21 protein-coding genes are annotated in these 21,838 nt (G+C 64.4%); 10 read left to right on the plus strand and 11 right to left on the minus strand.

What is annotated here, in order from left to right:
* Positions 1-182: 182 nt before the first annotated feature.
* The 4 genes from LY622_RS07470 to LY622_RS07485 all read left to right on the plus strand — a co-directional run bounded on the left by LY622_RS07470 (position 183) and on the right by LY622_RS07485 (position 5,340).
* Positions 183-749, plus strand: coding sequence for a TetR/AcrR family transcriptional regulator (locus LY622_RS07470; RefSeq protein WP_234290315.1), 567 nt, complete (start codon positions 183-185; stop codon positions 747-749).
* Entirely contained in the window at positions 746-1,936 is a 1,191-nt protein-coding gene (locus tag LY622_RS07475; protein ID WP_234290316.1) for an MFS transporter, read from the plus strand. The genes LY622_RS07470 and LY622_RS07475 overlap by 4 nt, the downstream gene beginning before the upstream one ends.
* Positions 1,937-2,138: 202 nt before the next feature.
* The gene (locus LY622_RS07480) at positions 2,139-3,584 is read left to right on the plus strand and encodes a uracil-xanthine permease family protein (RefSeq protein WP_234290317.1); all 1,446 of its coding nucleotides are present in this window, start codon (positions 2,139-2,141) and stop codon (positions 3,582-3,584) included.
* Between the two features lie 91 nt (positions 3,585-3,675).
* The gene (locus LY622_RS07485) at positions 3,676-5,340 is read left to right on the plus strand and encodes a methyl-accepting chemotaxis protein (protein WP_234290318.1); all 1,665 of its coding nucleotides are present in this window, start codon (positions 3,676-3,678) and stop codon (positions 5,338-5,340) included.
* Positions 5,341-5,484: 144 nt separating this feature from the next.
* On the opposite strand, the gene LY622_RS22545 is transcribed toward LY622_RS07485, so the two are convergent.
* The gene (locus tag LY622_RS22545; RefSeq protein WP_305038565.1) at positions 5,485-7,695 is read right to left on the minus strand and encodes an OmpA family protein; all 2,211 of its coding nucleotides are present in this window, start codon (positions 7,693-7,695) and stop codon (positions 5,485-5,487) included.
* Positions 7,696-8,118: 423 nt separating this feature from the next.
* Between LY622_RS22545 and LY622_RS07495 the strand changes: the two genes are divergently transcribed.
* On the plus strand, positions 8,119-8,511 hold the full coding sequence (locus LY622_RS07495) for a GFA family protein (protein WP_234290319.1): 393 nt from the start codon (positions 8,119-8,121) through the stop codon (positions 8,509-8,511).
* Positions 8,512-8,525: 14 nt separating this feature from the next.
* On the opposite strand, the gene LY622_RS07500 is transcribed toward LY622_RS07495, so the two are convergent.
* From LY622_RS07500 to nfsA, 4 genes are all read right to left on the minus strand, one after another.
* The gene (locus LY622_RS07500) at positions 8,526-9,137 is read right to left on the minus strand and encodes a LysE family translocator (RefSeq protein WP_234290320.1); all 612 of its coding nucleotides are present in this window, start codon (positions 9,135-9,137) and stop codon (positions 8,526-8,528) included.
* Positions 9,138-9,195: 58 nt separating this feature from the next.
* Positions 9,196-10,026 (minus strand): AraC family transcriptional regulator, encoded by an 831-nt coding sequence (locus LY622_RS07505; RefSeq protein WP_234290321.1) that lies wholly within the window; start codon positions 10,024-10,026, stop codon positions 9,196-9,198.
* Positions 10,027-10,125: 99 nt separating this feature from the next.
* Positions 10,126-10,623 (minus strand): metallophosphoesterase family protein, encoded by a 498-nt coding sequence (locus tag LY622_RS07510; protein WP_234290322.1) that lies wholly within the window; start codon positions 10,621-10,623, stop codon positions 10,126-10,128.
* 27 nt (positions 10,624-10,650) lie between these two features.
* Positions 10,651-11,382, minus strand: coding sequence for an oxygen-insensitive NADPH nitroreductase (gene nfsA, locus LY622_RS07515; RefSeq protein ID WP_234290323.1), 732 nt, complete (start codon positions 11,380-11,382; stop codon positions 10,651-10,653).
* 147 nt (positions 11,383-11,529) lie between these two features.
* On the opposite strand from nfsA, the gene LY622_RS07520 reads away from it, so the two are divergent.
* The 4 genes from LY622_RS07520 (at position 11,530) to LY622_RS07535 (ending at position 15,665) form a co-directional block, all read left to right on the plus strand.
* A complete protein-coding gene (locus LY622_RS07520; protein WP_234290324.1) occupies positions 11,530-11,943 on the plus strand; it encodes a VOC family protein in 414 nt (137 codons plus the stop codon).
* 174 nt (positions 11,944-12,117) lie between these two features.
* Positions 12,118-12,981: a sirohydrochlorin chelatase gene (locus tag LY622_RS07525; protein WP_234290325.1), complete on the plus strand. Its 864-nt coding sequence runs from the start codon at positions 12,118-12,120 to the stop codon at positions 12,979-12,981.
* A gap of 399 nt (positions 12,982-13,380) precedes the next feature.
* Positions 13,381-14,520, plus strand: coding sequence for an N-acetyltransferase DgcN family protein (locus LY622_RS07530; RefSeq protein ID WP_234290326.1), 1,140 nt, complete (start codon positions 13,381-13,383; stop codon positions 14,518-14,520).
* Positions 14,517-15,665 (plus strand): alanine/ornithine racemase family PLP-dependent enzyme, encoded by a 1,149-nt coding sequence (locus LY622_RS07535; protein WP_234290327.1) that lies wholly within the window; start codon positions 14,517-14,519, stop codon positions 15,663-15,665. Before LY622_RS07530 ends, LY622_RS07535 begins: the two co-directional genes overlap by 4 nt.
* 60 nt (positions 15,666-15,725) lie before the next feature.
* Here the strand turns inward: LY622_RS07535 and LY622_RS07540 are convergent, their stop codons facing one another.
* The 6 genes from LY622_RS07540 to blaOXA all read right to left on the minus strand — a co-directional run bounded on the left by LY622_RS07540 (position 15,726) and on the right by blaOXA (position 20,662).
* A complete protein-coding gene (locus LY622_RS07540; protein WP_234290328.1) occupies positions 15,726-16,085 on the minus strand; it encodes a hypothetical protein in 360 nt (119 codons plus the stop codon).
* 22 nt (positions 16,086-16,107) lie between these two features.
* Positions 16,108-17,001: a CopD family protein gene (locus tag LY622_RS07545; protein ID WP_234290329.1), complete on the minus strand. Its 894-nt coding sequence runs from the start codon at positions 16,999-17,001 to the stop codon at positions 16,108-16,110.
* A 2-nt stretch (positions 17,002-17,003) separates the two neighbouring features.
* Positions 17,004-17,372: a copper resistance CopC family protein gene (locus tag LY622_RS07550; protein WP_234290330.1), complete on the minus strand. Its 369-nt coding sequence runs from the start codon at positions 17,370-17,372 to the stop codon at positions 17,004-17,006.
* A gap of 139 nt (positions 17,373-17,511) precedes the next feature.
* On the minus strand, positions 17,512-18,801 hold the full coding sequence (locus LY622_RS07555) for a M20/M25/M40 family metallo-hydrolase (protein ID WP_234290331.1): 1,290 nt from the start codon (positions 18,799-18,801) through the stop codon (positions 17,512-17,514).
* Between the two features lie 201 nt (positions 18,802-19,002).
* Positions 19,003-19,674, minus strand: coding sequence for a PRC-barrel domain-containing protein (locus tag LY622_RS07560; RefSeq protein ID WP_234290332.1), 672 nt, complete (start codon positions 19,672-19,674; stop codon positions 19,003-19,005).
* A 199-nt stretch (positions 19,675-19,873) separates the two neighbouring features.
* The gene (blaOXA, locus tag LY622_RS07565; protein WP_234290333.1) at positions 19,874-20,662 is read right to left on the minus strand and encodes a class D beta-lactamase; all 789 of its coding nucleotides are present in this window, start codon (positions 20,660-20,662) and stop codon (positions 19,874-19,876) included.
* A 177-nt stretch (positions 20,663-20,839) separates the two neighbouring features.
* Here blaOXA and LY622_RS07570 point away from each other — a divergent pair, with 177 nt between their 5' ends.
* Complete coding sequence (locus LY622_RS07570; RefSeq protein ID WP_234290334.1) at positions 20,840-21,733, plus strand: LysR family transcriptional regulator; 894 nt, start codon at positions 20,840-20,842, stop codon at positions 21,731-21,733.
* The last annotated feature ends 105 nt before the right edge of the window (positions 21,734-21,838 follow it).

Genomic DNA, 21,838 nt, shown 5'->3' on the forward strand with positions numbered 1-21,838 from the left:
ATCTCCTTCTCTTCGCTCCATGGCGCTTCATGATGCCACGCCACATCCCCGTCCTCGCTAAAGGAGCAGTGGCTGCCATCGCTCAGCAAGGGTCCAAGGCTGGGTCGCTTGACACCGCCGGGTGTCCTGTACTTAGATAGGCCTATATTTAGATAGATCGGTCTATACAGGAGTGACATTCGATGCCAGCCTCCAAGCGCGACCAGTTGCTCGCCACGGCGGAGCGACTCTTCTATGAGCAGGGGTTCCACGCCACTGGCATCGACCGCATCGTGGCCGCCGCCGGGGTGGTGCGCATGACGCTCTACAACCACTTCGCTTCCAAGGAAGCCCTGGTGGCGGCGGTTCTGTCGGCTCGCCATGAACGCTTCATGGCCAGCCTCGATGCGGCAGCGGCCTCCGCCTCGCCGGGCCAGGTGACACGTGCCCTGGTCGATGCGCATGGCCACTGGCTGGAGCGCTACAGCCAGCATGGCTGCATCATGGTCAAGGCGATGGGCGAGTTCGCCGAGCACAGCACCGAGATCCATGCCCTGGCGGTGGCCGCCAAGGCCGATCTGCTGGCACGTCTGGAAACCGCCGTGGTGCGCGATGGCCTGGACCACCACGCCGGCCTGGCGCGACGCCTGTTCATGGTGCTGGAAGGCAGCAACACGGCGGTGGCCCTGCTGGGCCCGCAGACGGCCCTGGCCGACACTCGAGCGGTGGTCGATGCCCTGCTCGCAGCGGCCCGGAGCGAGACCCCATGAGGCCCCTGTCCCCCCTCGGCATGGCAGCCCTCGGAAGCGGGGTCATCGCCATCACCTACGGCCTGGCCCGCTTCGTATTCGGGCTCTTCCTGCCTTCGATGCGCGACGAACTGACAATCTCCGCGACCATGGCAGGGGTAATCGGCGCCCTGCCTTTCCTGAGCTTCGTCTTCGCTATCCTCGCCGCTCCCTGGGTGACTCGCCGACTCGGGGTACGCCGCACGGGGGTGGCGGCCGCCGGCCTGGCCGGGGTAGGCCTGATGACCATCGCCCAGGCACCTTCATCGCTGCAGTTGGCCGCCGGCGTGCTGCTCTGCGGGATCAGCACCGGGCTGTCATCGCCGGTCATGGCCCAGGCGGTCTATCGGGTCGTACCGCCAGACCTGCGCGGACGCGTCAACGCCACCATCAATGCGGGCACCAGCCTGGGGATTGCGCTCGCCATGCCCGCGGTGCTGCTCTGGGCGGAGGCCTGGCGCAGTGCCTATACCGGATTCGCCGCCCTGGCGGCCCTGGCCGCACTGGCCGCCTTCTGCTATCTGCCTCGGGATGACCAGCGCACCTCACTCTCGCGGCCCCGCCTGCTAGCCGCGCCGGTAAGCCGGGCGCAATGGCTCGGTATCGCCCGGCTGAGCGGCCTTGCTACTGGCATGGGGTGTGTGAGTGCGGCCTACTGGGTGTTTGCCCCCGATGCGGTGATCAACGCCGGGGGGCTCGCGTCGAGCCAGACCGCCTGGATGTGGCTGGCGGTTGGCATCGGAGGGCTGACGGGTGCCGGCGCCGGGGATCTCATCTCGCGCTTCGGGCCGGCCTCGAGCCATGCCGCCGGCCTCACGGTGATGTCTGTCAGTCTCGTGATATTGGCCATCGATCCCGGCAACTTCGCTCTCGCCCTGTCATCCGCGGCCCTGTTCGGTGCCGGGTACATGATCCTTACCGGTTTCTACCTGGTCAGGAGCACCCAGATCATGACCGAGGCGCCCGCCTTCGCCCCGGTGCTGCCGCTGCTCGCCACTTCGGTCGGCCAGGTCGCCGGCTCTCCGCTGGCCGGTTGGCTTGTCGGAGCCGAAGGCCATGTCACCACCTTCATGCTCTTCGCCACCCTGGGGCTCGCTGTCGCCGGACTGGGGTCTTGGTTACTGAAGGAGAAATCCGAATCAGCCCCTGCCAGTCATCCCTTCCAATAGGCCCTGCCACCAATAGACCCTGCCATTAGCCCCTGCAACAAGCCCCGCCCAGCCTATCGCCAGCGACGCAAGTGCGCTGGCGTGCCGTATGCGATGCCGGCTCTGAACGTGAAAAATATTTCTAGTATACAATTTTATCAGCTACTGTAGACAGCACAGCTAGCAGATGTACTACAAATCCAAGAACAGATCGGAAGTCCTCATGCCCAAGCAGCAGGTCAATACGTCCATCTTTGACTTTCACGGCAGGCCGCCCCTGGGCAAGGCCTTGCCCCTCTCGCTTCAGCATGTGCTGGCCATGATCGCCGGCGTCATCACCCCGCCCATCATCGTTGCAGGGGTCGTGGGCGCCAGCGTGGAAGAGCGGCTACTGCTGATCCAGATCGCGGTGCTGGCCTCAGGCGTCAGCACGCTTTTCCAGCTCTACGGCGCCTGGAAGTTCGGCGCTCGCCTGCCCGCCATCTTCGGGGTGGGCTTCGCCTATGTGCCCACCCTGGTCGCCGTAGGCGGCCAGTACGGCCTGGCCGGTATCCTCGGTGCCCAGCTGATCGGTGGCATCTGCATGATGGTGGTGGGCTATTTCATCCAGTACATCCGCCACCTGTTCCCACCGGTGGTGGCCGGCACCGTGGTGCTGGTGATCGGCCTGTCGCTGTACGATATCGCGGTGCGCTACATGGCAGGCAGCGGTAACGTCGAAGCCCCGGGTTTCGGCGAACCGCTCAACTGGCTGGTGGCCCTGGTCACGCTGGCAACGGTGCTGGTCGCCTCGCAGTTCGGCAGGGGGGTGGTGAAGCTCTCGGCCATCATCGTCGGCATGGTGGTGGGCTACATGCTGTCGCTGCTGCTCGGCATGGTCAGCTTCGACGCGGTCGCCGATGCCGGCTGGGTGGCGGTGCCCCGGTTCATGCCCTTCGAGCTGGAGTTTCACACCTCGGCCATCATCGCCATGGTGATCATCTGCGTGATCAATTCCGTGCAGACCATCGGCGACCTGTCGGCCACTACGGTGGGGGGCATGAACCGCGAGCTGAAGACGCGCGAGCTCACCGGGGGGCTGCTGGGCAACGGCTTGACCACCACGCTGAGCGCCTTCTTCGGCGCCCTGCCCACCGCCACCTTCAGCCAGAACGTCGGCATCGTGGCGATGACCCGCGTGATCAGCCGCTTCGTCCTGGCGCTTGCCGGCGGCTTCATGCTGCTGGCCGGATTGAGCCCCAAGTTCGGCGCCCTGGTGACGACCATCCCCTACCCGGTGCTTGGCGGCGCGACCGTCATCGTTTTCGGCATGATCACCATGACCGGCATCAAGCTGCTGATAAAGGACGAGCTATCGGCGCGCAACATGACCATCGTCGGCCTGGCGCTGGCCCTGAGCCTGGGTATCTCACAGGTGCCCGAAGCGATAGCCCAGCTCCCCGAGTGGATACAGAGCGTGATCGGTGGCTCCCCCATCGTGGTCGCGGCCATTACCGCCTTTACCCTCAATCTCGTTCTGCCCCGGGTCAGCCTGGCCGACGAGGAGCGCGAGCGCGAGCAGATGGCCAGCGCCGACGAGGAGAGCAACTGCAGCACAACCCAGGACCGGGAAGCCGCCGCTTACTCCCATCGCCAGGAAGGCTCGGCTGGCAAGGCCAGCAACAGCTGAGGTCGGTTCAGCCCGGCCCACCGGCGGGCTGAACGCCTCTCATCATCGCGATGCAATTCGAGCCCTGCCCCGGGGCCACCAGGAGTCACAAGTGAAAAGCCTGAGCCATCTTTCCGTGAAAATGAGCTGGACGCTGGTCCTGCTCGCCTTTCTTGCCTTGCTGATCGCGCTGAGCGCCATGGGGCTCTATGCGGTCAACCACAGCCAGCGAAGCTTCGATACCTTCAGTGCGGTGAACGTCAGCCAGCAGGCCGCCCTCAACCGGGCCAATTCGATGCTGCTCAGCGTACGCATCGACATGGCCGGCGTTTACGAAGAGCTGCTGGAGAATTCCGTCGCGGGGACCACCGCCCAGGCCGCCGATGCCCATCGCCTCGGCGGGCGGCTCGAGGAGGTAGCCGACAACTTCGAGCGTTTCCTGGAGCTGCCCGTTCGCCCCGAACACGCGACGCTGATGGGTCCCATCGAAGCCAGCTTCAACGCGATGATGGAGAACAGCCTGCAGCCGCAGGCCGAGGCCCTTGCCACTGGCGATCTTGCCACCTATCAGGCGCTGCGCGAACGGGCCTCTACCGATAACGCCAGCTTCTACCAGGCCGCCGTCGGCTTCTTCCACCAGGTGGAAGCCGAAGGAGCCGAGCGCGCGGAGAACTTCGGCACGGTGGTCACCACCGCGCAGCGAGTGATCGTGCTTGTCTTCATCGTCGCCCTGATCGTGATCGGCGTCGTCTACCGTGGCGTCAGCACCAACCTGATCGGGCCGCTGAACCGTATCGTGCAACACTTCCAGCGCATGGCCAGCGGCGATCTTTCCGCGACAATCGAATCACGCGGCCAGAATGAAATCGGCAAGCTCTTCTCGTCGTTGGCGGCCATGCAGCGGGGCCTCTCGACCACCGTCGCCACGGTGCGCGACAGCAGCGCGGAAATACTCGCCAACTCCAGCGAGATCGCCAGCGGCAACCGGGACCTGGCGGCACGCACCGAGCGCCAGTCCGCCTCGCTGACGGAAACCGCCTCGAGCATGGAGGAGATGACCTCCACCATGGAGCGCAACAGCGAGAACGCCTCGCTTGCCAGCGAGATGGCCCGAGAAGCGGCCGAGCGAGCCGACCAAGGCGGTGATGTCGTCGCCAACGTGGTCACTCGAATGCAGGAGATTCGCGCGAGCTCGCAGCAGGTCACGGAGATCATCGGGCTGATGGACTCCATCGCCTTTCAGACCAATATCCTGGCCTTGAATGCCTCGGTGGAAGCAGCCCGCGCCGGCGAGCATGGCCGGGGCTTTGCGGTGGTGGCCAACGAGGTGCGCAAGCTCGCCACCCGGAGCGCAGACGCCGCCACGGAGATCCGCCAGCTCATCGAGACCTCCGTGCGCCAGGTCGAGGCCGGCACCCAGCAGGCGGACAGCGCCAGCAGCACCATGGGCTCGATCATGAGCTCGGTGCAGCGCGTCAATGAGCTGATGAACGAGATCGCCGTGGCCTCCAATGAGCAGCGCGCCGGCATCGGCGAAGTCAACACCGCGGTCGGCGACATGGACAACACCACCCAGCAGAACGCCGCGCTCGTCGAGCAGGCAAGCCTGGCCGCAAGCCAGCTTCAGGCCGAGGCGCAGCGCCTGGATGAAGCCGTCGCGAGATTCAAACTGGCAGATCGGTCTCAGGAGCCCGCCCCCCTGGCGGCCCTGTCGTCTCCCCATTCAGCGTCGTGCGCGCCAAGGCTGGCGGACCAGTCGGGCCTGGCGCCTGCCTGAGTCTCGCTGGTAAAAACCACGCTTCGGGAATGCACTCGCGCGCGCCGTGCCAAGTCACTGGGATATGAACTGGCGCCTGTGGCAACGCGCTTACGAGAAAGCCGACAGAGCGCATTGTCTGTCGGCTTTTCCGGTGCTGGCTTTCTAGAGGCTGACCAATCCTGCATCGATCAGCGGGGTGATGCGCCGGACGCTCGCGCGTCGGTTTACCTGGCTGGGTCCCTGCGTATCCACTTTCAGATAGCGCTCACCATAGCCCTGCACGATCAGGTTTTCCGGGGGAATGGCGAAGTATTCGGTCAGCGCCAGGGCAACGGCTTCTGCTCGCCGATCGGACAGCCCGAGATTCATCAGGTCCGATCCCACGGCATCGGTATGGCCTTCGACCAGGAAAATCTCATTCGGGTGCTGCTCGATGATGTCGGCCATGGTGTTCCCGATCAGCCTCAACGCTTCGGCCTCGGAGGGCTGAATGGCCGACGAGCCGGTCGCAAACTGGATAACGTCGAGATCGATACGCGGCATCATGTCTCGGACTCGTGAGTTTTCGCGCACCTGACGGAGCGTGAAGGCCCGATCGAACTCCTGTACCGGCGGTGCCAGCAGTGCTTCGCGCAGGATGTCCTCATCTGCACGCCGGTATTCGACCACGTAGCGTTCTTCCGGCATGTCGTAGCGCAGAGGTGGCAGGGATTCCTCGAGGTCGACGGAAGACACCCAGCTATCGGCCTTGACCGTTTCGTCGATCAGCACGATAGCGGTGTCATCGGGTAGATAGCGAGTGCGCTTGAGGACGAAGCCACCGGAATCACGAACGGTCACGATCCGGCTGCCATCCTCGCGAGTCACGGTGGAGCGGGTGATGCCATCGGCAAAGGATTCGGTGGTCTCGGTGACCCCAGGGCGACGCAACAGCAGATTCTCGTCCTTGCGCACATGCAGCTCGCCGTCGCGCTCGACGATCATGCGGTCGCCTTGATTCTCGACGACCCGACCACCGAGCTGGGGGATCAAGGCGCCTGCAACGGCACCTACTGCAGCGGCCCCCAGGTATTTCCATATCTGGTTATCGTCATCATCGGCTTCTGACGCCGCCGTGGCCTGGGCCTCTTCGTCGCTGGTACGCGTAGTATCCGCAGTCACGACCGTTTCGGATGTCTCACTGGCTTCCTGGGTCTCAAGGGCGGCGGCAGAGGCCAGGGCGGCGGCTTCGGCCTCGGCCAGGGCTTCCGCATCCGCCTTGTCACTGGCCTCCTGCTCGGCCAGTGCATCGGCTTCAGCCTGTTCGATGGCCTCCTGCTCGGCGACGGTGCGTGCCTCGGCCTGTTCGGCGGCCTCCTGCTCCGCCAGGGCGTCGGCTTCAGCCTGTTCGGTGGCTTCCTGCTCGGCCAGGGCGTCGGCTTCGGCTTGCTCGATGGCTTCCTGCTCGGCCAGGGCGGCGTCTTCCTCGGCCCGCACGACGGCTTCCTGCTCGGCCAGGGCGTCGGCTTCGGCCTGCTCGGTGGTTTCCTGCTCGGCCAGGGCATCCGCTTCGGCCTGCTCGGTGGCTTCCTGCTCCGCCAGGGCGTCGGAGTCGGCCTGATCGGCGGCTTCCTGCTCCGCCAGGGCGTCGGCTTCGGCCTGCTCGGCGGCTTCCTGCTCCGCCAGGGCGTCGGCGTCGGCCTGCTCGGCGGCTTCCTGCTCGGCCAGGGCATCGGCGTCGGCCTGATCGGCGGCTTCCTGCTCCGCCAGGGCGTCGGCTTCGGCCTGATCGGCGGCTTCCTGCTCGGCCAGGGCGTCGGCGTCGGCCTGATCGGCGGCTTCCTGCTCCGCCAGGGCGTCGGCTTCGGCCTGCTCGGCGGCTTCCTGCTCGGCCAGGGCATCGGCTTCGGCCTGGTCGGCGGCTTCCTGCTCGGCCAGGGCATCGGCTTCGGCCTGCTCAGCGGCTTCCTGCTCCGCCAGGGCGTCGGCTTCGGCTTGCTCAGCGGCTTCCTGCTCGGCCAGGGCGTCGGCTTCGGCCTGCTCGGTGGCTTCCTGCTCGGCCAGGGCGTCGGCTTCGGCTTGCTCGGTGGCTTCCTGCTCCGCCAGGGCGTCGGCTTCAGCCTGATCGGCTTCTTGCTCAGCGAGTGCGTCCGCGTCGCCCTGCTCGGTGGCTTCCGGCTCGGCCAGGGCGTCTGTTTCGGCCTGTTCGTCGTCTTCCTGCTCGATCAGGAATTCTTCCTCCGTTTGATCAGCAGGTTCTGTAACTTGACTGAGTATGATGGTCTCTTCATTGGTAGCCGACGACTGGGTCGCCTGGACAAAGGCCGGGCTCATCAATGACAGCGAGGCCAGAATGACCGCGGGCTTCCTGAAAAGGCGCATGCGACGTTTCATATCGGTTCTCCTGACTCAGGCACTGCCCGGGCATGATGACGGTTATCTGGAATCAACGGTGCCAACGAGGCTCTCTACACGCTGTAGGTGGTCGAGGAATTCCCAGGCAGGCTAGCTAGTGCGCTAGCTATGATTGGGGATGGTTCTGACCAGGAAGTGGGAGTGATACTTACTGAACAGCGCTTTCTCGTAGAAAGGGTGGATAAGGCGAGCCAATATGGGGCGTTTCCGCCTTCCTGTCAGATGCATTCATTATAGTTCACCGCATCCCGGCCCTCTGTACGACGGCACACATAGGCATCCGTTTGTTACCGGTTGCTTTAACCGGGAGCCCGGTTGGCACCATATGCAGGAGCATGAAAGGAGCCGATCCCTTTCAGTGGGTTATCTGCGTTGGCGAGGCCATGTTCGAGGAGACACTGTATGGACCGATTCACGGGCGGTTGCCTTTGCGGCAACGTACGTATCGTGGCGACGGGTCGCCCCTGCCGGGTCGGCGTTTGTCACTGTCTCGACTGCCGCAAGCACCATGGAGCGCTCTTCTACGCTTCCGCGGTGTTCCCCGAGAATGCGGTGACGATAGAGGGCGAAACGCGCGACTACGCCGGGCGATTCTTCTGCCCCCGCTGCGGCTCATCCGTTTTCGCACGCACCGGAGACGAGATCGAAGTGCACCTGGGCACCCTGGATGAGCCTGATCAACTGATGCCCACCTACGAGAGCTGGACCGTCCGCCGCGAGTCCTGGCTGCCGCCGTTTCCCCACATGAAGCGCTACGACTGTGACCGTGAGGAGCCTGGACGTTCTGATGAGTAGGTGTGGCTGAGATCTCAAAGCCCGCCCGATGCCAGCGGGAGCCACACGTGCTCGTAGCCGATGGTGATCGCGACCCACACCAGCAGCCCGGCCATGGCGAGGCTGAAGCCCTTCAGTAGCCTCGGATTCTCGAGGCGCTGGCCGACCACGGCGCCCATCAGCGCGTAGCTGCCGGGGGCGCCGAAGGCCAGCACTGCCAGCCCGAGCGACCAGAACAGCAGGGGCACACCGTGAATGCCGGCGGCGGGAAACTGGATGGTGGCGATGGGCAGGGTCGCCATCATGGCCTTGGGGTTGCAGAGCTGCATGATCAGGCCATCGCGGAAGCTCAGCACGCGAGGTGGCTCGCGCACCTTGCCCAAGTCGATGCTCGAACGGCCAATCTTGACCGCCAGGTAGAGAATGTACCCGCAGCCCACTACCCCCACCACGGCGAGCATATCGCCGCGCACCCAGGCCGCCCCGGCCCAGCCGAACAGCAGGAAGAGCGTGAGCATGGCCAGTCCCACGCCGATGAAGAAGCCAAGCGATGTCTTTGCCTGGCCATTGAGCCCGGCGTTCAGGCCGAGCAGGTTCACAGGCCCAGGCGTGTACATGACGCCCAGGGCATAGGCGACGATCTCCATGGAGACTCTCCGGTAGGTAGTACGGGATGAGCGGCCGAGCGTCCGGGATTCAGTACTGCTAGGTGACGCTGCGCTGGTACTGATACGGCGTCTTGCCGTAGATGCGCTTGAAGCGACGATTGAAGTGGCTGAGGTCGGTAAAGCCGTAGCGGAAGGCCACCTCGGTAGGCGCCACGCCGGCCTCCAGGGCACTGCGCGCGGCATTGACCCGGCAACTCAATACGTACTGGTGCGGCGTGATGTCGAACTGCTGCCGGAACAGGCGCAGGAAGTGATATTTCGAGAGGTGGGCGGCCTGGCTGATCTCATCCAGCGAGAGATCCGACTCCAGGTGGGCGAGCACATACTCCTTGGCGCGCAGCAGCAGCGCATCGGGCCGGCTCACCCTGCCGCCGGGCTGGAACTTGCCGGCACGCTGTACCAGGCGCGTCGCCATGCGGTGCAGGGCGTGCTCCTGATCGATGCGCGTGCCCTGCTGGTGGATCATGAGACCAGCAAGATCGAGAATGGCGTGGCGCAGCTCAGGATCAGCCAGCAGAGTCTCGCTGCCTTGGAACTCGGCGGCACGCTCGCACCCTGCCGCATCGGCAAAGGAGGCTTCGAGCTGGGCGGAGGGCACATAGATCATCACGTAGCCCAGCGTGGTGTCGTCGCCTGGGTGGCCGTCGTGCACCTGATCCGGGTTGAACTGAATGACGTTGCCGGGCGGGCTGCGGTGGAACTGCCCGCTGCTGAAGAAGTCCTGCCGTCCGGAGAGGGTCACGCCGAAGGCATACTCCTCGTGGGCATGGCGGTCGTAGCTGAAGTCGCTCAGCGACGCCTGGAGCACTGTCAGTCCGGGCACCTGCCGGCTCTTGTAATAGTCGAACTGGCTGGATTGATTCGCCATGTCGCGCCTCCCTGAACGGCATACAGGGATAGCTTAGGCCCAGCCCCAGGCGAAGGCTTGGACATTATTGCGGAAAGCGATTTGCCCAGGTGCCAGGGCTTAGCAGAGCGGCAGATGCAGAATGGCACCGCGCAGGCCACGCTCGTCAGCCCAGAGCTTGCCCAGGGTGATGGGCAGACGAAAGCGGCGCTTGCCAGCCGCACCGGGATTGAACAGCAGGTGGCCGCCCTGCCATTCGTGACGCGGCTTGTGGGAGTGGCCATGAAGCACGGCATCGCAGGGGGTGGCCGGGTCAAATTCCTGCAGGATATGCACCAGGTGCAGGCGCCAGCCGTTGAGGGTGACATCCAGCGTCAGCGGCAACGCCTCGGCCCAAGGGGCGGTGTCGATATTGCCACGCACCGCCGCCACCGGTGCCAACTCCGCCAGCCGCTCGAGGATGGCGGCGTCCTCGTCCCGGCTGCCCACGTCGCCCAGGTGCAGGATAAGCTCGCAGCCTTCCAGCATCGTCAGTGCCTCGGGGCGCAGCAGCCCGTGGGTATCGCTGATGACGCCGATCGGCAACTCGGTGGTGATGTCCCGCGTCAGCACTTCCATGCCGCCTCCGATTGAGCTTTGGATGCCTCACTTCATCTCGAAGCCACGCTTGGTCAGAAACTCACGCATATGGGCGCGCAGCTTGCTGTCGAACAGCGGGGTCAGGTTCCTGGACCAGTTGGTATCCTTGTTGCCGCCTTTGCGCTGGCCGTAGTAGGTCTGCATGGCCTCGTCGAAGGCCGCCACCAGCTCGCTGTCGTCGGTGTAGTAATCCTCCTTGAGGATCGCTTCCACCGGCAGGCGCGGTTTGACGTCGGGCTCATGGGCCGGGTAGCCGAGGCACATGCCGAACACCGGGTAGACCTGCTCCGGCAGGCGCAGCAGGTCGCTGATGGCCTGGGGGTTGTTGCGAACGCCACCGATGTAGCAGATGCCAAGCCCCTCGGATTCGGCGGCGATGGCGACGTTCTGGGCCATCAGCGCGGTGTCCACGCTGGCCACCAGCAGCTGCTCGGTCATGCCGCGCACGACATTGGCGCCGGTGCGCTCGGAAGCCTCTGTGGGGCGCTTCATGTCGGCGCAGAACACCAGGAAATCGGAGGCGGTGGCGACATAGGACTGGCCGCCTGCCAGCTCGGCGATCAACTCGCGGTTAGCCGGGTTCTTCACGTGAATGACGCTGTAGGCCTGGACGTGGCTCGACGTCGCGGCAGCCTGGCCGGCGCGAATCAGTTCGAGCAGCAGTTCGTGCGGGATCTTCCGGTCGGTGAATTTGCGAATCGAGCGGTGCGATTTCAACAGTTCGATGGTGGGGTTCATGTCGCCTCGCGGAATGCGTGTCGATAGTTAACCTGCTTAGTATCTTTCATTCTGCGGTCCATTGTCATTGCTGCCTGTCGAAACCGCCCCAGCCTATCCGATACAGGAGAGAGAACACACCAGCCCCTGGCCCGATGGAGCCCCACCATGTCGCGCAAGATCTTCGTGAACCTGCCCGTTGCCGATCTCGAGAAGTCGATGGCGTTCTACACGGCGCTCGGCTTTACCAACAACCCGCACTTCACCGACCAGACGGCGGCCTGCATGGTGTTGAGCGAGGCGATCCACGTGATGCTGCTCACCCATGCCAAGTGGCGCGTCTTCACCGACCGCCCGATCCCTGCGCCCGATTCCAGTGAGGTAATGCTGGCCATCTCCTGCGAAAACCGCGCAGCGGTGGATGCCATGAACGAGGCGGCCACCGCCAACGGCGGCATAGGGGACATCAACGCCCCGCAGGATCATGGCTTCATGTACAGCCGTGCATTGGCGGACCCCGACGGTCATGTATGGGAGCCATTCTGGATGGACCTCGCGGCCATACCACAAGACGCTCAATGATTTGACGATGGCACTGCTGCCGTACTGCCACTTCGGCTCACATGATGAGCCGAATAATGGTGCGAGCCGAGCCTGGTAAAGATGGACCACTTGACCCACGGTCCCGCCGGGTAGTGTGATAAGCCCACCGCCATGCGCAGCGGCAGCCCGCCTTGCGCCAGCCAAGAGACCTTCATGCGAAAGATTCTGCTCGTCGACAACGGTTCCCTGCGCCCCCAGGCCACGCTCAACCTGCGTCGCCTGGCCCATGCCCTGAGCCAGGCCACCGGTGAGGCGGTGGAGGCCACCTCGCTGCTGCACTCCTACAAGATCCCCCCCGAGAAGCTCGAGGGCCACAAGGCCGTGACCTTGGGGCCGCTGGCAGAGCGGCTAGCCGCACAGGGTGTGACCGAGCTGCTCATCCTGCCGTTCTTCTTCGGCCCCAGTCAGGCGTTGACCCACTACCTTCCTGAGCGCCTGGCCGAAGTACAGACCAGCTACCCGCAGCTGGGTGTAAAGGTGGCCCTGCCGCTGGTCGACAGCCAGGCGCCGGTGGACTTGCGCCTGGCGCAGCTGCTGGCTGAGAACGTGCGCGAAAGGATGGCGGGGTTGTCGCAGCCAAAGGTGGTGCTGGTCGATCACGGCAGCCCGATCCCGGAGGTAACGGCGGTGCGCAACTATCTCGCCGGTCAGCTCAGCGTGCTGCTGGCCGATGAGGCCAGCTGCGTCACCTTTGCCTCCATGGAGCGCCGCGACGGCGAGGCCTACCGCTTCAACGAGCCGCTGCTGGTCGACCTGCTCGCCTCTCCCTCCATGGCTCACGGCGACGTGATCCTTTCCATGCTGTTCCTCTCCCCCGGCCGCCACGCCGGCGAAGGCGGCGACATCGCAGAGATCTGCGAACAGGCCATGGCCAGAGCACCCGGCCTGAGCGCCACCACCACCCGGCTGGTGGGTGAGAATGACGCCATCGTGGACATCCTCGTCACTCGACTGCGGCAAATCCTGGCGGGTGAGCCACTGCTGGCGGAACTGCCCCCTGCTGGCGCTTCTTCCTGACGCTTATCGACCGGGCACGGCAGCCCCGAACGCCTGAGGGGCGACATCAGGGGTAGAGAAACTGCGCATCAGGCTTCATCACTCGTCGCTCCCCTATCCTCCGCAACACTGATCTCCACACTACAGATCTCTGTAACCCTGGATCATGCCTGGCCCCGCATTGCGGGGCCTTCAGCGCACCCCGCCTGAATCACCGCACCAGGCGGGGACGCTACCCGTGAAACCAGGACATACGCCTGAGCCCGACCATTGTGCGCTGACGAACATACGCCGGCCCCCGATCTGTGTATGCTGACGTACATCCACTGATCTTGGTGGGGACCTCTCGTTGACTGTCGGCCGCCTCGGCCGGGACCTTCCTGTCGCCTCCTCTGGGTCCAGACCTGAGGTTTGCGATTCATGCTTCCTGATTCCCTTCAAGCCATCCTCGACTCCGCCACTCCGCCCGATGATGCCCGTCAATCAGCCGTTGTGTACTGCGAGAACAACTTCACGCGTATCGATGGCAAGACAGCCAACGGCTTGGTGCGCAGCAGCGAGCGGTATCGCATCCTTTCCGTCATCGACAGCACCTTGACTGGCGAAGACGCGGGCACCGCCCTGGGCGAGGCGGCGGCAGGCATCCCCATCGTGGCCGATCTGTCGGCGGCGCTCACAGCGGCCGATACCCTTCCCGACGTGCTCATCTTCGGGCTTGCCCCGCTGTCGGGGCTGATGTCCGAGGCGGACCGCGCGGTGGTGCTGGCGGCCGTGGCGGCTGGTGTCGGCGTGGTATCCGGCCTGCACGAGTTCCTCGCGGACGACCCGGAAATCTCGGCGGCTGCACTCGCCAGCGGTGTTGCGCTGCATGATATCCGCCGGCCTCGCCCCACCAAGCATCTGCGCATGTTCGATGGTGCGATCGACAGCGTCGATTGCGTACGCATCGCCGTACTGGGCACCGATGGCGCGATCGGCAAGCGCACCACCTCGACGCTGCTCACCCAGGCACTCAACGATGCCGGGATTCACACCGTGATGGTAGGGACAGGGCAGACCGGCCTGATGCAAGGCGCCGCCTATGGCGTCGCACTCGATGCCATCCCCGCTCAGTTCGGTGTCGGCGAACTGGAAGGGGCGGTGCTCGCCGCCTATGAAGGCGAGCACCCTGCCGTCATCGTGATCGAGGGCCAGGGTGCCCTCAGTCACCCCGCCTACCTGAGCTCGACGGTGGTGTTGCGCGCAAGCCGGCCACAGGCCGTGATCATGCAGCATGCGCCGGCCCGCCGAATGCTCAGCGACTACCCGCAGGTGCGCATGCCCTCCCCCCTATCGGAGATCGAGCTCATCGAACGGTTCGGCAAGACCAGGGTCATTGGCATCACCATCAATCATGAGGACATGACCCGGGCGGAGGTCACGGCGGCCATCGCCCGCTACGATGCCGAACTCGGCCTTCCCGCCACCGATGCACTGTGGCACGAGCCGACGGCACTGGTCGCAATGGTGACCGCAGCCTTTCCCGCACTCAAGGAAGGCAAGCAACTGGCCATGGCATGACCTGCCCTCGCATTGAAATCGACCTGACCAAGATCGAGGAGAACGCTCGCGCACTTGTCACCCAACTGTCAGGCCGCGGCATCGACGTCACCGGCGTCACCAAGGCGACGCTAGGCTCGCCCGAGGTGGCGAAGGCCATGATCGCGGGGGGCGTGGTGCGTCTCGGTGATTCGCGCCTCGAAAACCTCGAGGCGCTTCGCGATGCGGGTATAGAGGCCCCGCTGACGCTGCTGCGATCGCCCACGCCGGATCAGGCCGACCGAACAGTGGCCTGCGCCAGCCTCAGCCAGGTGAGCGAACGTGATGTCGTGGAGGCATTGTCGGCGGCGGCGGGCAGGCGCGGAGTGGTCCACGGCCTGGTGCTGATGGTGGAGCTGGGCGACCTGCGCGAGGGCGTACTGCCAGAGAATGCACTCGACCTCGCCCGACACATATCGCTCACGCCTCATGTGGCACTCGCTGGCCTAGGCACCAACCTGGCTTGCCGGGCTGGCGTCGTGCCCAGCGCCGACAACATGGGCGAGCTCTCTGCGCTCGTGAACCGGCTCGAAGACGAGCTGGGCCAGCACCTGCCGCTCGTTTCCGGCGGCAATTCGGCCAATCTCGACTGGGCCATCGCAGCGCCCGCTGGCCGAGTCAACGACCTGCGGCTCGGCGAGTCGATCCTGCTGGGCTGCGACCCCCTCACGCGAATACCCCTGAACGGCCTGCACACCGATGCCTTCACCCTGGTGGTGTCCGTCATCGAGTCACTGGCCAAGCCGACAGTGCCACGCGGTGCAACCGGCGAGGCTGCTTTCGGCGCACCGACGCAGGCAGGCGAGCGCGGCACCATCATTCAGACGATTGCCTCCATCGGGCGGCAGGACGTCGACCCGGATGGCCTGGCCCCCCCACAGGGCGTCAGTGTGCTCGCCGCCAGCAGCGACCATCTGGTGCTGGAAACGCAACACCGCCTGCCACCCGGCACGGAGATCCGCTTCGGCCTCGATTACTCGGCGCTGCTGCGTGTGATGACATCTCCCTTCGTGATGACCATGTACACCACGACGAAACGCCATTCGACGTCTCCGCCCCCCTCTCTTCCACCCTTCCTTCCACCCTCCATTCCACCCGTCGAGAAGCCAACCCCGGCCACTCCGTGATCTCTATCATCGCCTCGAATGCCCCTGGCCCCAGGCGGCATCAGCTAGGGTGCGCCGACACTAACCACGTGCCGCCATCGCCCGCCTGAACTCCTCCCGATAGGCCGCTTCGTGCTGCCCCGGATCCGCCGGGAAGCGCCCCAGTTCCACGGCAAGGTCGAAGAAGCCCTGCGCAGGTAGTCCCTCGCCCCGGCGGCTGACGACCAGCGCCGCGATGAAGGGCCGCCCCTGCTCGGCGTCCTCACGCATCAGGGTTTCCAGTGCCTGGGCGATGCGCTGGATGGTGCGCGGGGGCTTGAGGCCCAGCGCCTCGGCGAGCTGCTGGTAGGTCATCGGCAGCATCGCCTCGGGTCCCGTTTCGAGCACCTTGCGGACTCGACCTGCCAGAGGAGAATCGTTGGGCTCTGCTCTCATGATCATGTCTCGGGTTGGCCGCTCCTGGTTACCCTGGCGGCGATGAGGTGGTCAGCAACAGGGATGCCATTAGTACGATCATCACCATCAGCCCAGCTTCGAGGGCGATGCTGCGGCTCAGCCGGTAGGCGGCCTTCGGCTCTTCTCGCGCCACGGCGGGCACCAGCCACCATCGGTTGATAGCGCCCAGCCCCAGCAGCAGCGCCACCAGTGCCAGCTTTACCGAAAGCAACTGGCCGTAGGGTGTGTCGATCAGCGCGGCGGGCCGTCCCCCCAGGAGCCACATGGCCAGGCTGCCGCCGGCGATGAGCAACAGCGGCACCAGCAACAGGCCGAGGGAGCCGAAGCGCAGCAGCAGCCTCGCTGATTCCGCAGGCTCACCGCTCCTGGCCAGGCGATATAGCGGCATCAGCGCCGCGGCCCAGAAGGCGGCCAGGCTGAGGTGCAGCATCAGCAGTACACTCTGCCAGGGCGCGCCACGAGTATGGCCCACCTGGGCAAAAGCCAGGAGCACCAGCCCGATACCCGCCACGCTCAGCCCGTGTCGCAACCGCTGAAACTGGCCGTCCAGCAGGTTGGCTTGCAGCAGCAACAGCCCGATCAACGCCAGGCGTAGCCGATCACCCTGGGCGCCGTCACCCACGATGCCCAGCAATACCGGGTTGTAGGCCGCCGCCCAGTTGCCGCCACCCAGATAGGCGGCTTGCAGCAACCAGAGCAGCAGCAACATCCCGATACCCGTCCAGGCGGCGATCAGGATGCTGCGCTGGAGCCTGGCCGTTTCCCGCGCGGGCAGCGAGGGAAAGGCGAAACGAAACAGCACGCCACCCATTGCCAGCAGCGCACACCCATAGAATCCTGCCAGGGACAGGACCCGGCCGAGCGTCCAGGGGTCGAGGCCTGCCAAGGCCAAACCGTTCATGGCTATTCTTGAATCGTGAAGCGGTATTCGCCCGACATGGCGTGCCCATCCTCGGCGATACCGCGCCAGACGACCTGGTAGTCACCCGCGTCCAGTGCAGCGGCGGGCACAGCGGCATGCTGCTCTGCCAGCGGGCCTGTCGGGCTCTCGCTCAGCGCGACCTGCCCCTGTGGGCCGTTGACATCGAACTGGGTGATACGAATCGGCGCATCGAACTGAAGCTCCAGCTGTTCGGGCGCCTGTTCCAGCAACGCGCCATCGGCGGGCTGCTTGTCGATGACATGGGCGTGAGCCCAGAGTGCCTGGCTGGAAAGCCCCGCCAACACCAGCAGCACCGCCATCCCCGCCAACCTACCCTTTCTCGCTACCATTGCCTGCTCCATTGCCAATGTCCTTGATAATCACCCTTGATAACTACCCTGATAACCACGCTTGCTTGCTGACATTGTCTTGGCCGACATCGTCTTGCCCGACATCGTCTTGCCAAACATTGTGCTAGCCGGGATTATTCTATCCAACGCTGCCCTGCCCGCCGCATTTCTCGCCGCTGGCGCTTTTCTCATCGCCGGGCTTGGTTGAGCCCTGATGTGCCAGGCGGGATGCCTCATCGAGGCGCGGGTGGTTGTCGAGGAACTCGCGGTGCGGGTCCGGCAAGGCATCCAGCGCCTGGAGCGTGTGCGTCAGCACGTGGATGGCGGCCAGCACATCCTGGGTGTTCCCGGTCTCGGAAATGGTGTGCATGTTGCGGATGGGGAAGCCGATGGAGGTGGCGGCGCAATCCACGGCGGCCAGCACACCGGCCATGCCATCGGTGCCGGTGTCGGCGCCGACGATGTCGCGCTGCATGGGAATACCATGCTCCCGGGCGGTGGTCTCGATGATGCGGTTGAGCTGCTCGCTGGCGATGGCACCTACCGACATGGTGAAGCCCTTGCCCATCTCCAGTGGCTGCATGCGCCGGTCGCCGATACCGGGGGCCGCCACGTAGTCGTGGTTGACGTCAACGCCAATCACCACGTCCGGACGCAGTTCCCCGGCCAGGACCCGGCTACCGAAGCGGCCGATCTCCTCGTAGCTGGCGATGGCGAACAACACGCGCACCTGCTCGGTGCCGCCGGCCTCGGCGATCAATCGCGCCACCTCGGCGGTGACGAAGCAGCCCAGGCCGTTATCCAGGTAGGCGCCGTAGAAGGTGTCGGGGCTGAAGCCGGGACGAATGGGGCGGTCGAAGATGATGGAGTCGCCGGGACGCACGCCGAGATTGAGCACCTGCTGCTTCTTGTTCTCGCCATGGATCTGCAGGTCGAGGTAGATCTGCTCCTTCTTTATACCCTTGCGGCCTTCGCGCTGGGCCGGGTCGGAGAAGTGGATGGCGCCCAGCGCTTCCACGGTGCCGCCCTGGATGATGCGATAGTGGCCCGGCACCTTGGGGTCCTCGCTGAACAGCTTGACCTCGTGGCCGATCAACACATTGGGCAGGAAAGCGTCGGTGTTGATCCAGATCTTGCCGTCGTCGCCGATGCTGCGCACCTGCATGCGGATCTTGTCGGCGTGGCCGATGATCATCACCTTGAACAGGTCGTCCCGGCCGGGGTGGGTGTCCAGCACCACGCCGGCATGCCCCTTGTACTGGTGCAGATGCCAGTCGCCGGGGGCAAAGGTATCGAAATAGGGCTTGAGCACACCGTAGGTCATGGCGCCCTCCAACCCCACGGGGCTGGGGGCATCCAGAATCTGCTGCATCAGGGTGAACTGCCGCTCCGGCATGGGCTGGGCCCAGGGCTTGGTGGTTTCGCTCATATGCTCCTCTTCACTCTCTTCGGGTCAGTCATGCCCCTAGTCTGACAGATTCCATGGAAACCGACCCACCGCGCCAGGACGACCGGTTGTACCTGCTGCCAAAAAAGAAAGGCAAGGCGCAATGGCCTTGCCTTTCCCGGTACCTTCAAGTTTCCTTCACAGCTGATCCGTGCTGCCTGGCTGTGTGGCTATCTCACACGATTAGTTATGTCCCCAGGCCTCCGACAGGGTCAAATCGTCATCCACTTCGCTGTAGCGCTCCTCGTCGTATTCGTTGGTGTTTTCCAGCTCATCTTCACCATAGGTCTGCTGGAACACCAGTTGGTCGTCCTCCAGCAGCATTTCGGACAGCGGCAGGGCGATGTCCGTACCACCCATGCCCCAGAAGCCACCAACGGTGATAACCGCATGAAGATCGCCGGTGTCGTTATGCTTGACCACGTCCTGGATATCGCCGATCTCCTCATCTTCCATATTGATGACAGTCATGCCTTCCAGTTCGCTGACCTGCATGGAGCCAAGTGACTCATCCAGCGTGGCCTCGGCAGGCCCTGCTTCATCGAATGCATCGTCGGCATCGGTCGCGGGAGGCTCATCGGCCTCCATGCCTTCGGTGTCCATGTCGTCGGCCGTTTCATCGACGTCCAAGTCGTCGGCTTCCATGTCGTCATAGTCTTCGACATCTTCGCCTTCAGCGTCCAGATCCTGGGGCTCCTCCATCATCTGTTCGGGCTGCTCTTCGGTCATTGGCGCATCACCGTTGAGCTCGTTTTCGTCCTCGGCGTCCTGAGCCAGGGCTCCGCCTGCAAGGCCGGCGGAAATCGCACCGATAGCAATAGCCAGTAGTGTTCTTTTCATAACGTTCCTTTTCATGGCACTCCCTCCTAGAGTTAAGAACTACCTTTACAAGATAGGTCGCAACCCAAGGGCGATACAGAAGAAGCGCGAAGCAAAACGTCAGCAAAAGAAGCCACTCTGTCACCAATCGATACCTTTCATTAAATCTTCAGGGCAAATTCTTTCCCGCTGGATCGCGAGGCGGCGCTCTGACCGATATTCGCATATCAGCCTGTCAGCCTTCGTGGGGCAGTGCCTCGATGGTGCGCAACGCTTCATTGACTATTCCCTGCCGTTTGGGCAGGTCGGCCATGCGATTGGGCGTTTCCATGTTAAGAGCAAAGAACACTGGCCCGGAGGGACGCTCCACCCAGCCGACCCACCAGCCGAGCTGACCGCTCCAGCCGGTCTTGCCGCGCAGGATCCAGTCACTACCGGCGGCGGTGATCGTGAGATCCTTGACCAGGCGCTGATCCGCCTCGTCGAATGGGAGCTCGTTGCGATAGAGCCGCTCGAGAAATTCGATCTGCTCCTCGGCCGAGATTTCCAGCATGCCCTCCTCGAGCCAGAAGTTCTCGACGTCGTCGCCGATATCGGCGTTGCCGTAGTCGATCGCTTCCAGATAGCTTTTCTCCCTCTCCTCACCTAGCTCCCTGGCGAAACGCTGGTAGAGCCAGACCGCCGAGCCGCGCATGCCGGAACGCAGGTCCTGGTCCGCGTTCCAGTGAGGAATGCTGCGCTCGATACCGTCCCAGGCGAATACCTGGAACTCGTCCTGCACCACGTCGGCATCCAAGGCGAACAGCGTATGGGGAATCTTGAAGGTGGAGGCGGGAACGAAGCGTTGCCGGGCACGCTCAGCATCATGCACAAGTGTCGTGGTGGCCCCGTCGCGCTTGTCGACCACCAGCAGCGTGCCGATGGCGTCGTTGGCGCTAAAGATCTCGCTCCAGTCGGCACGCTCCTGCCAGGCATCGGCCACGGCGCCGAAGGGTGTCAGGGCCAGCACGAGAGCGCCAGCCATCATTGTCCTTTGCGCAAGTTTTTTTAGCTTCAAGGGTCTTGGGGTCATGGTTCCATCCGCTCGTCATGGGTTCGGTCATCAAGGGTTAAGCCACGCGTCGGAGGGGAGATTAGCGAAGGCCTGGCGGCCGCTACAAACCATGATATCTTGCATGAGCCATAAACTGAGCTTGGGCTAATGACGAGACCCTATCTGCCACTGAATGCCCTGCGAGCCTTTGAGGCCTCGGCCCGCCACTTGAGTTTCACCCGTGCCGCCGACGAGTTGAACGTGACCCAGGCGGCGGTGAGCCACCAGGTCAAGCTGCTGGAGGAGCGCCTGGGCACGGCACTGTTCAAGCGCCTGCCCCGCGGGCTGATGATCACCGCCGAGGGCGAGGCGCTGCTGCCGGTGATGCGCGACGCCTTCGACCGCATGGCCAACATGCTAGAGCGGCTCGAGGGCGGCAGGGTCCGCGACATTCTCAGCGTGGGGGCGGTGGGCACCTTCGCGGTGGGCTGGCTGCTGCCACGCCTGGCACGCTTCCAGGCCAGTCATCCGCTGATCGAGGTGCGCCTGTCGACCCACAACAACCGGGTCGACATGGCCATCGAGGGGCTCGATTACGCCATTCGCTTCGGCGATGGCGCCTGGCACGGGCTCGAGGCACAGCGGCTCTTCGATGCACCGCTGTCTGCGCTGTGTACCCCCCGCCTGGCCGAAACCCTTCGCACGCCGGTAGACCTGGCCCGCCACGCCCTGCTGCGCTCCTACCGCGAGAACGAATGGACGCACTGGTTCGCCGCCGCAGGCGTATCACGACCACCGGCACGCACCCATGGCGTTACCTTCGACTCGTCACTGGCGATGATGGAAGCTGCGGCTCAGGGCGCTGGCGTGGCCCTCGCCCCGCCACGAATGTTTGCCCGCCAGATGAGCAACGGCGAGATCGTGCAGCCCTTCGACATCCATGCCGCGCTGGGCAGCTACTGGATCACGCGACTCAAGTCACGTTCCCCGAGCCCCGCCATGGATGCCTTCCAGACCTGGCTGCTCGACGAGGTGTACCACGCCTATGGTGACGATGCCTGACTCAGCTCTTCAGAGTTGAGGGGCCCAGAGGTCTACTCATTCGGCGATCACGTCCAGGCTATGCGGGTCGAAGCGATAGCGCGCCCGAACGCCACCCAACGGCGG

The sequence above is a fragment of the Halomonas alkalisoli genome (genome assembly GCF_021412585.1).
GTDB classification, from domain to species: Bacteria; Pseudomonadota; Gammaproteobacteria; order Pseudomonadales; family Halomonadaceae; genus Halomonas; species Halomonas alkalisoli.

What these genes read in the sequence shown, in the direction of transcription:
- LY622_RS07470 (WP_234290315.1), top strand. Translation starts at nt 183, where the DNA reads ATGCCAGCCTCCAAGCGCGACCAGTTGCTCGCCACGGCGGAGCGACTC.
- LY622_RS07475 (WP_234290316.1), top strand. Translation starts at nt 746, where the DNA reads ATGAGGCCCCTGTCCCCCCTCGGCATGGCAGCCCTCGGAAGCGGGGTC.
- LY622_RS07480 (WP_234290317.1), top strand. Translation starts at nt 2,139, where the DNA reads ATGCCCAAGCAGCAGGTCAATACGTCCATCTTTGACTTTCACGGCAGG.
- LY622_RS22545 (WP_305038565.1), bottom strand. Translation starts at nt 7,695, where the DNA reads ATGAAACGTCGCATGCGCCTTTTCAGGAAGCCCGCGGTCATTCTGGCC.
- LY622_RS07495 (WP_234290319.1), top strand. Translation starts at nt 8,119, where the DNA reads ATGGACCGATTCACGGGCGGTTGCCTTTGCGGCAACGTACGTATCGTG.
- LY622_RS07500 (WP_234290320.1), bottom strand. Translation starts at nt 9,137, where the DNA reads ATGGAGATCGTCGCCTATGCCCTGGGCGTCATGTACACGCCTGGGCCT.
- LY622_RS07505 (WP_234290321.1), bottom strand. Translation starts at nt 10,026, where the DNA reads ATGGCGAATCAATCCAGCCAGTTCGACTATTACAAGAGCCGGCAGGTG.
- LY622_RS07510 (WP_234290322.1), bottom strand. Translation starts at nt 10,623, where the DNA reads ATGGAAGTGCTGACGCGGGACATCACCACCGAGTTGCCGATCGGCGTC.
- nfsA (WP_234290323.1), bottom strand. Translation starts at nt 11,382, where the DNA reads ATGAACCCCACCATCGAACTGTTGAAATCGCACCGCTCGATTCGCAAA.
- LY622_RS07520 (WP_234290324.1), top strand. Translation starts at nt 11,530, where the DNA reads ATGTCGCGCAAGATCTTCGTGAACCTGCCCGTTGCCGATCTCGAGAAG.
- LY622_RS07525 (WP_234290325.1), top strand. Translation starts at nt 12,118, where the DNA reads ATGCGAAAGATTCTGCTCGTCGACAACGGTTCCCTGCGCCCCCAGGCC.
- LY622_RS07530 (WP_234290326.1), top strand. Translation starts at nt 13,381, where the DNA reads ATGCTTCCTGATTCCCTTCAAGCCATCCTCGACTCCGCCACTCCGCCC.
- LY622_RS07535 (WP_234290327.1), top strand. Translation starts at nt 14,517, where the DNA reads ATGACCTGCCCTCGCATTGAAATCGACCTGACCAAGATCGAGGAGAAC.
- LY622_RS07540 (WP_234290328.1), bottom strand. Translation starts at nt 16,085, where the DNA reads ATGATCATGAGAGCAGAGCCCAACGATTCTCCTCTGGCAGGTCGAGTC.
- LY622_RS07545 (WP_234290329.1), bottom strand. Translation starts at nt 17,001, where the DNA reads ATGAACGGTTTGGCCTTGGCAGGCCTCGACCCCTGGACGCTCGGCCGG.
- LY622_RS07550 (WP_234290330.1), bottom strand. Translation starts at nt 17,372, where the DNA reads ATGGTAGCGAGAAAGGGTAGGTTGGCGGGGATGGCGGTGCTGCTGGTG.
- LY622_RS07555 (WP_234290331.1), bottom strand. Translation starts at nt 18,801, where the DNA reads ATGAGCGAAACCACCAAGCCCTGGGCCCAGCCCATGCCGGAGCGGCAG.
- LY622_RS07560 (WP_234290332.1), bottom strand. Translation starts at nt 19,674, where the DNA reads ATGAAAAGGAACGTTATGAAAAGAACACTACTGGCTATTGCTATCGGT.
- blaOXA (WP_234290333.1), bottom strand. Translation starts at nt 20,662, where the DNA reads ATGGCTGGCGCTCTCGTGCTGGCCCTGACACCCTTCGGCGCCGTGGCC.
- LY622_RS07570 (WP_234290334.1), top strand. Translation starts at nt 20,840, where the DNA reads ATGACGAGACCCTATCTGCCACTGAATGCCCTGCGAGCCTTTGAGGCC.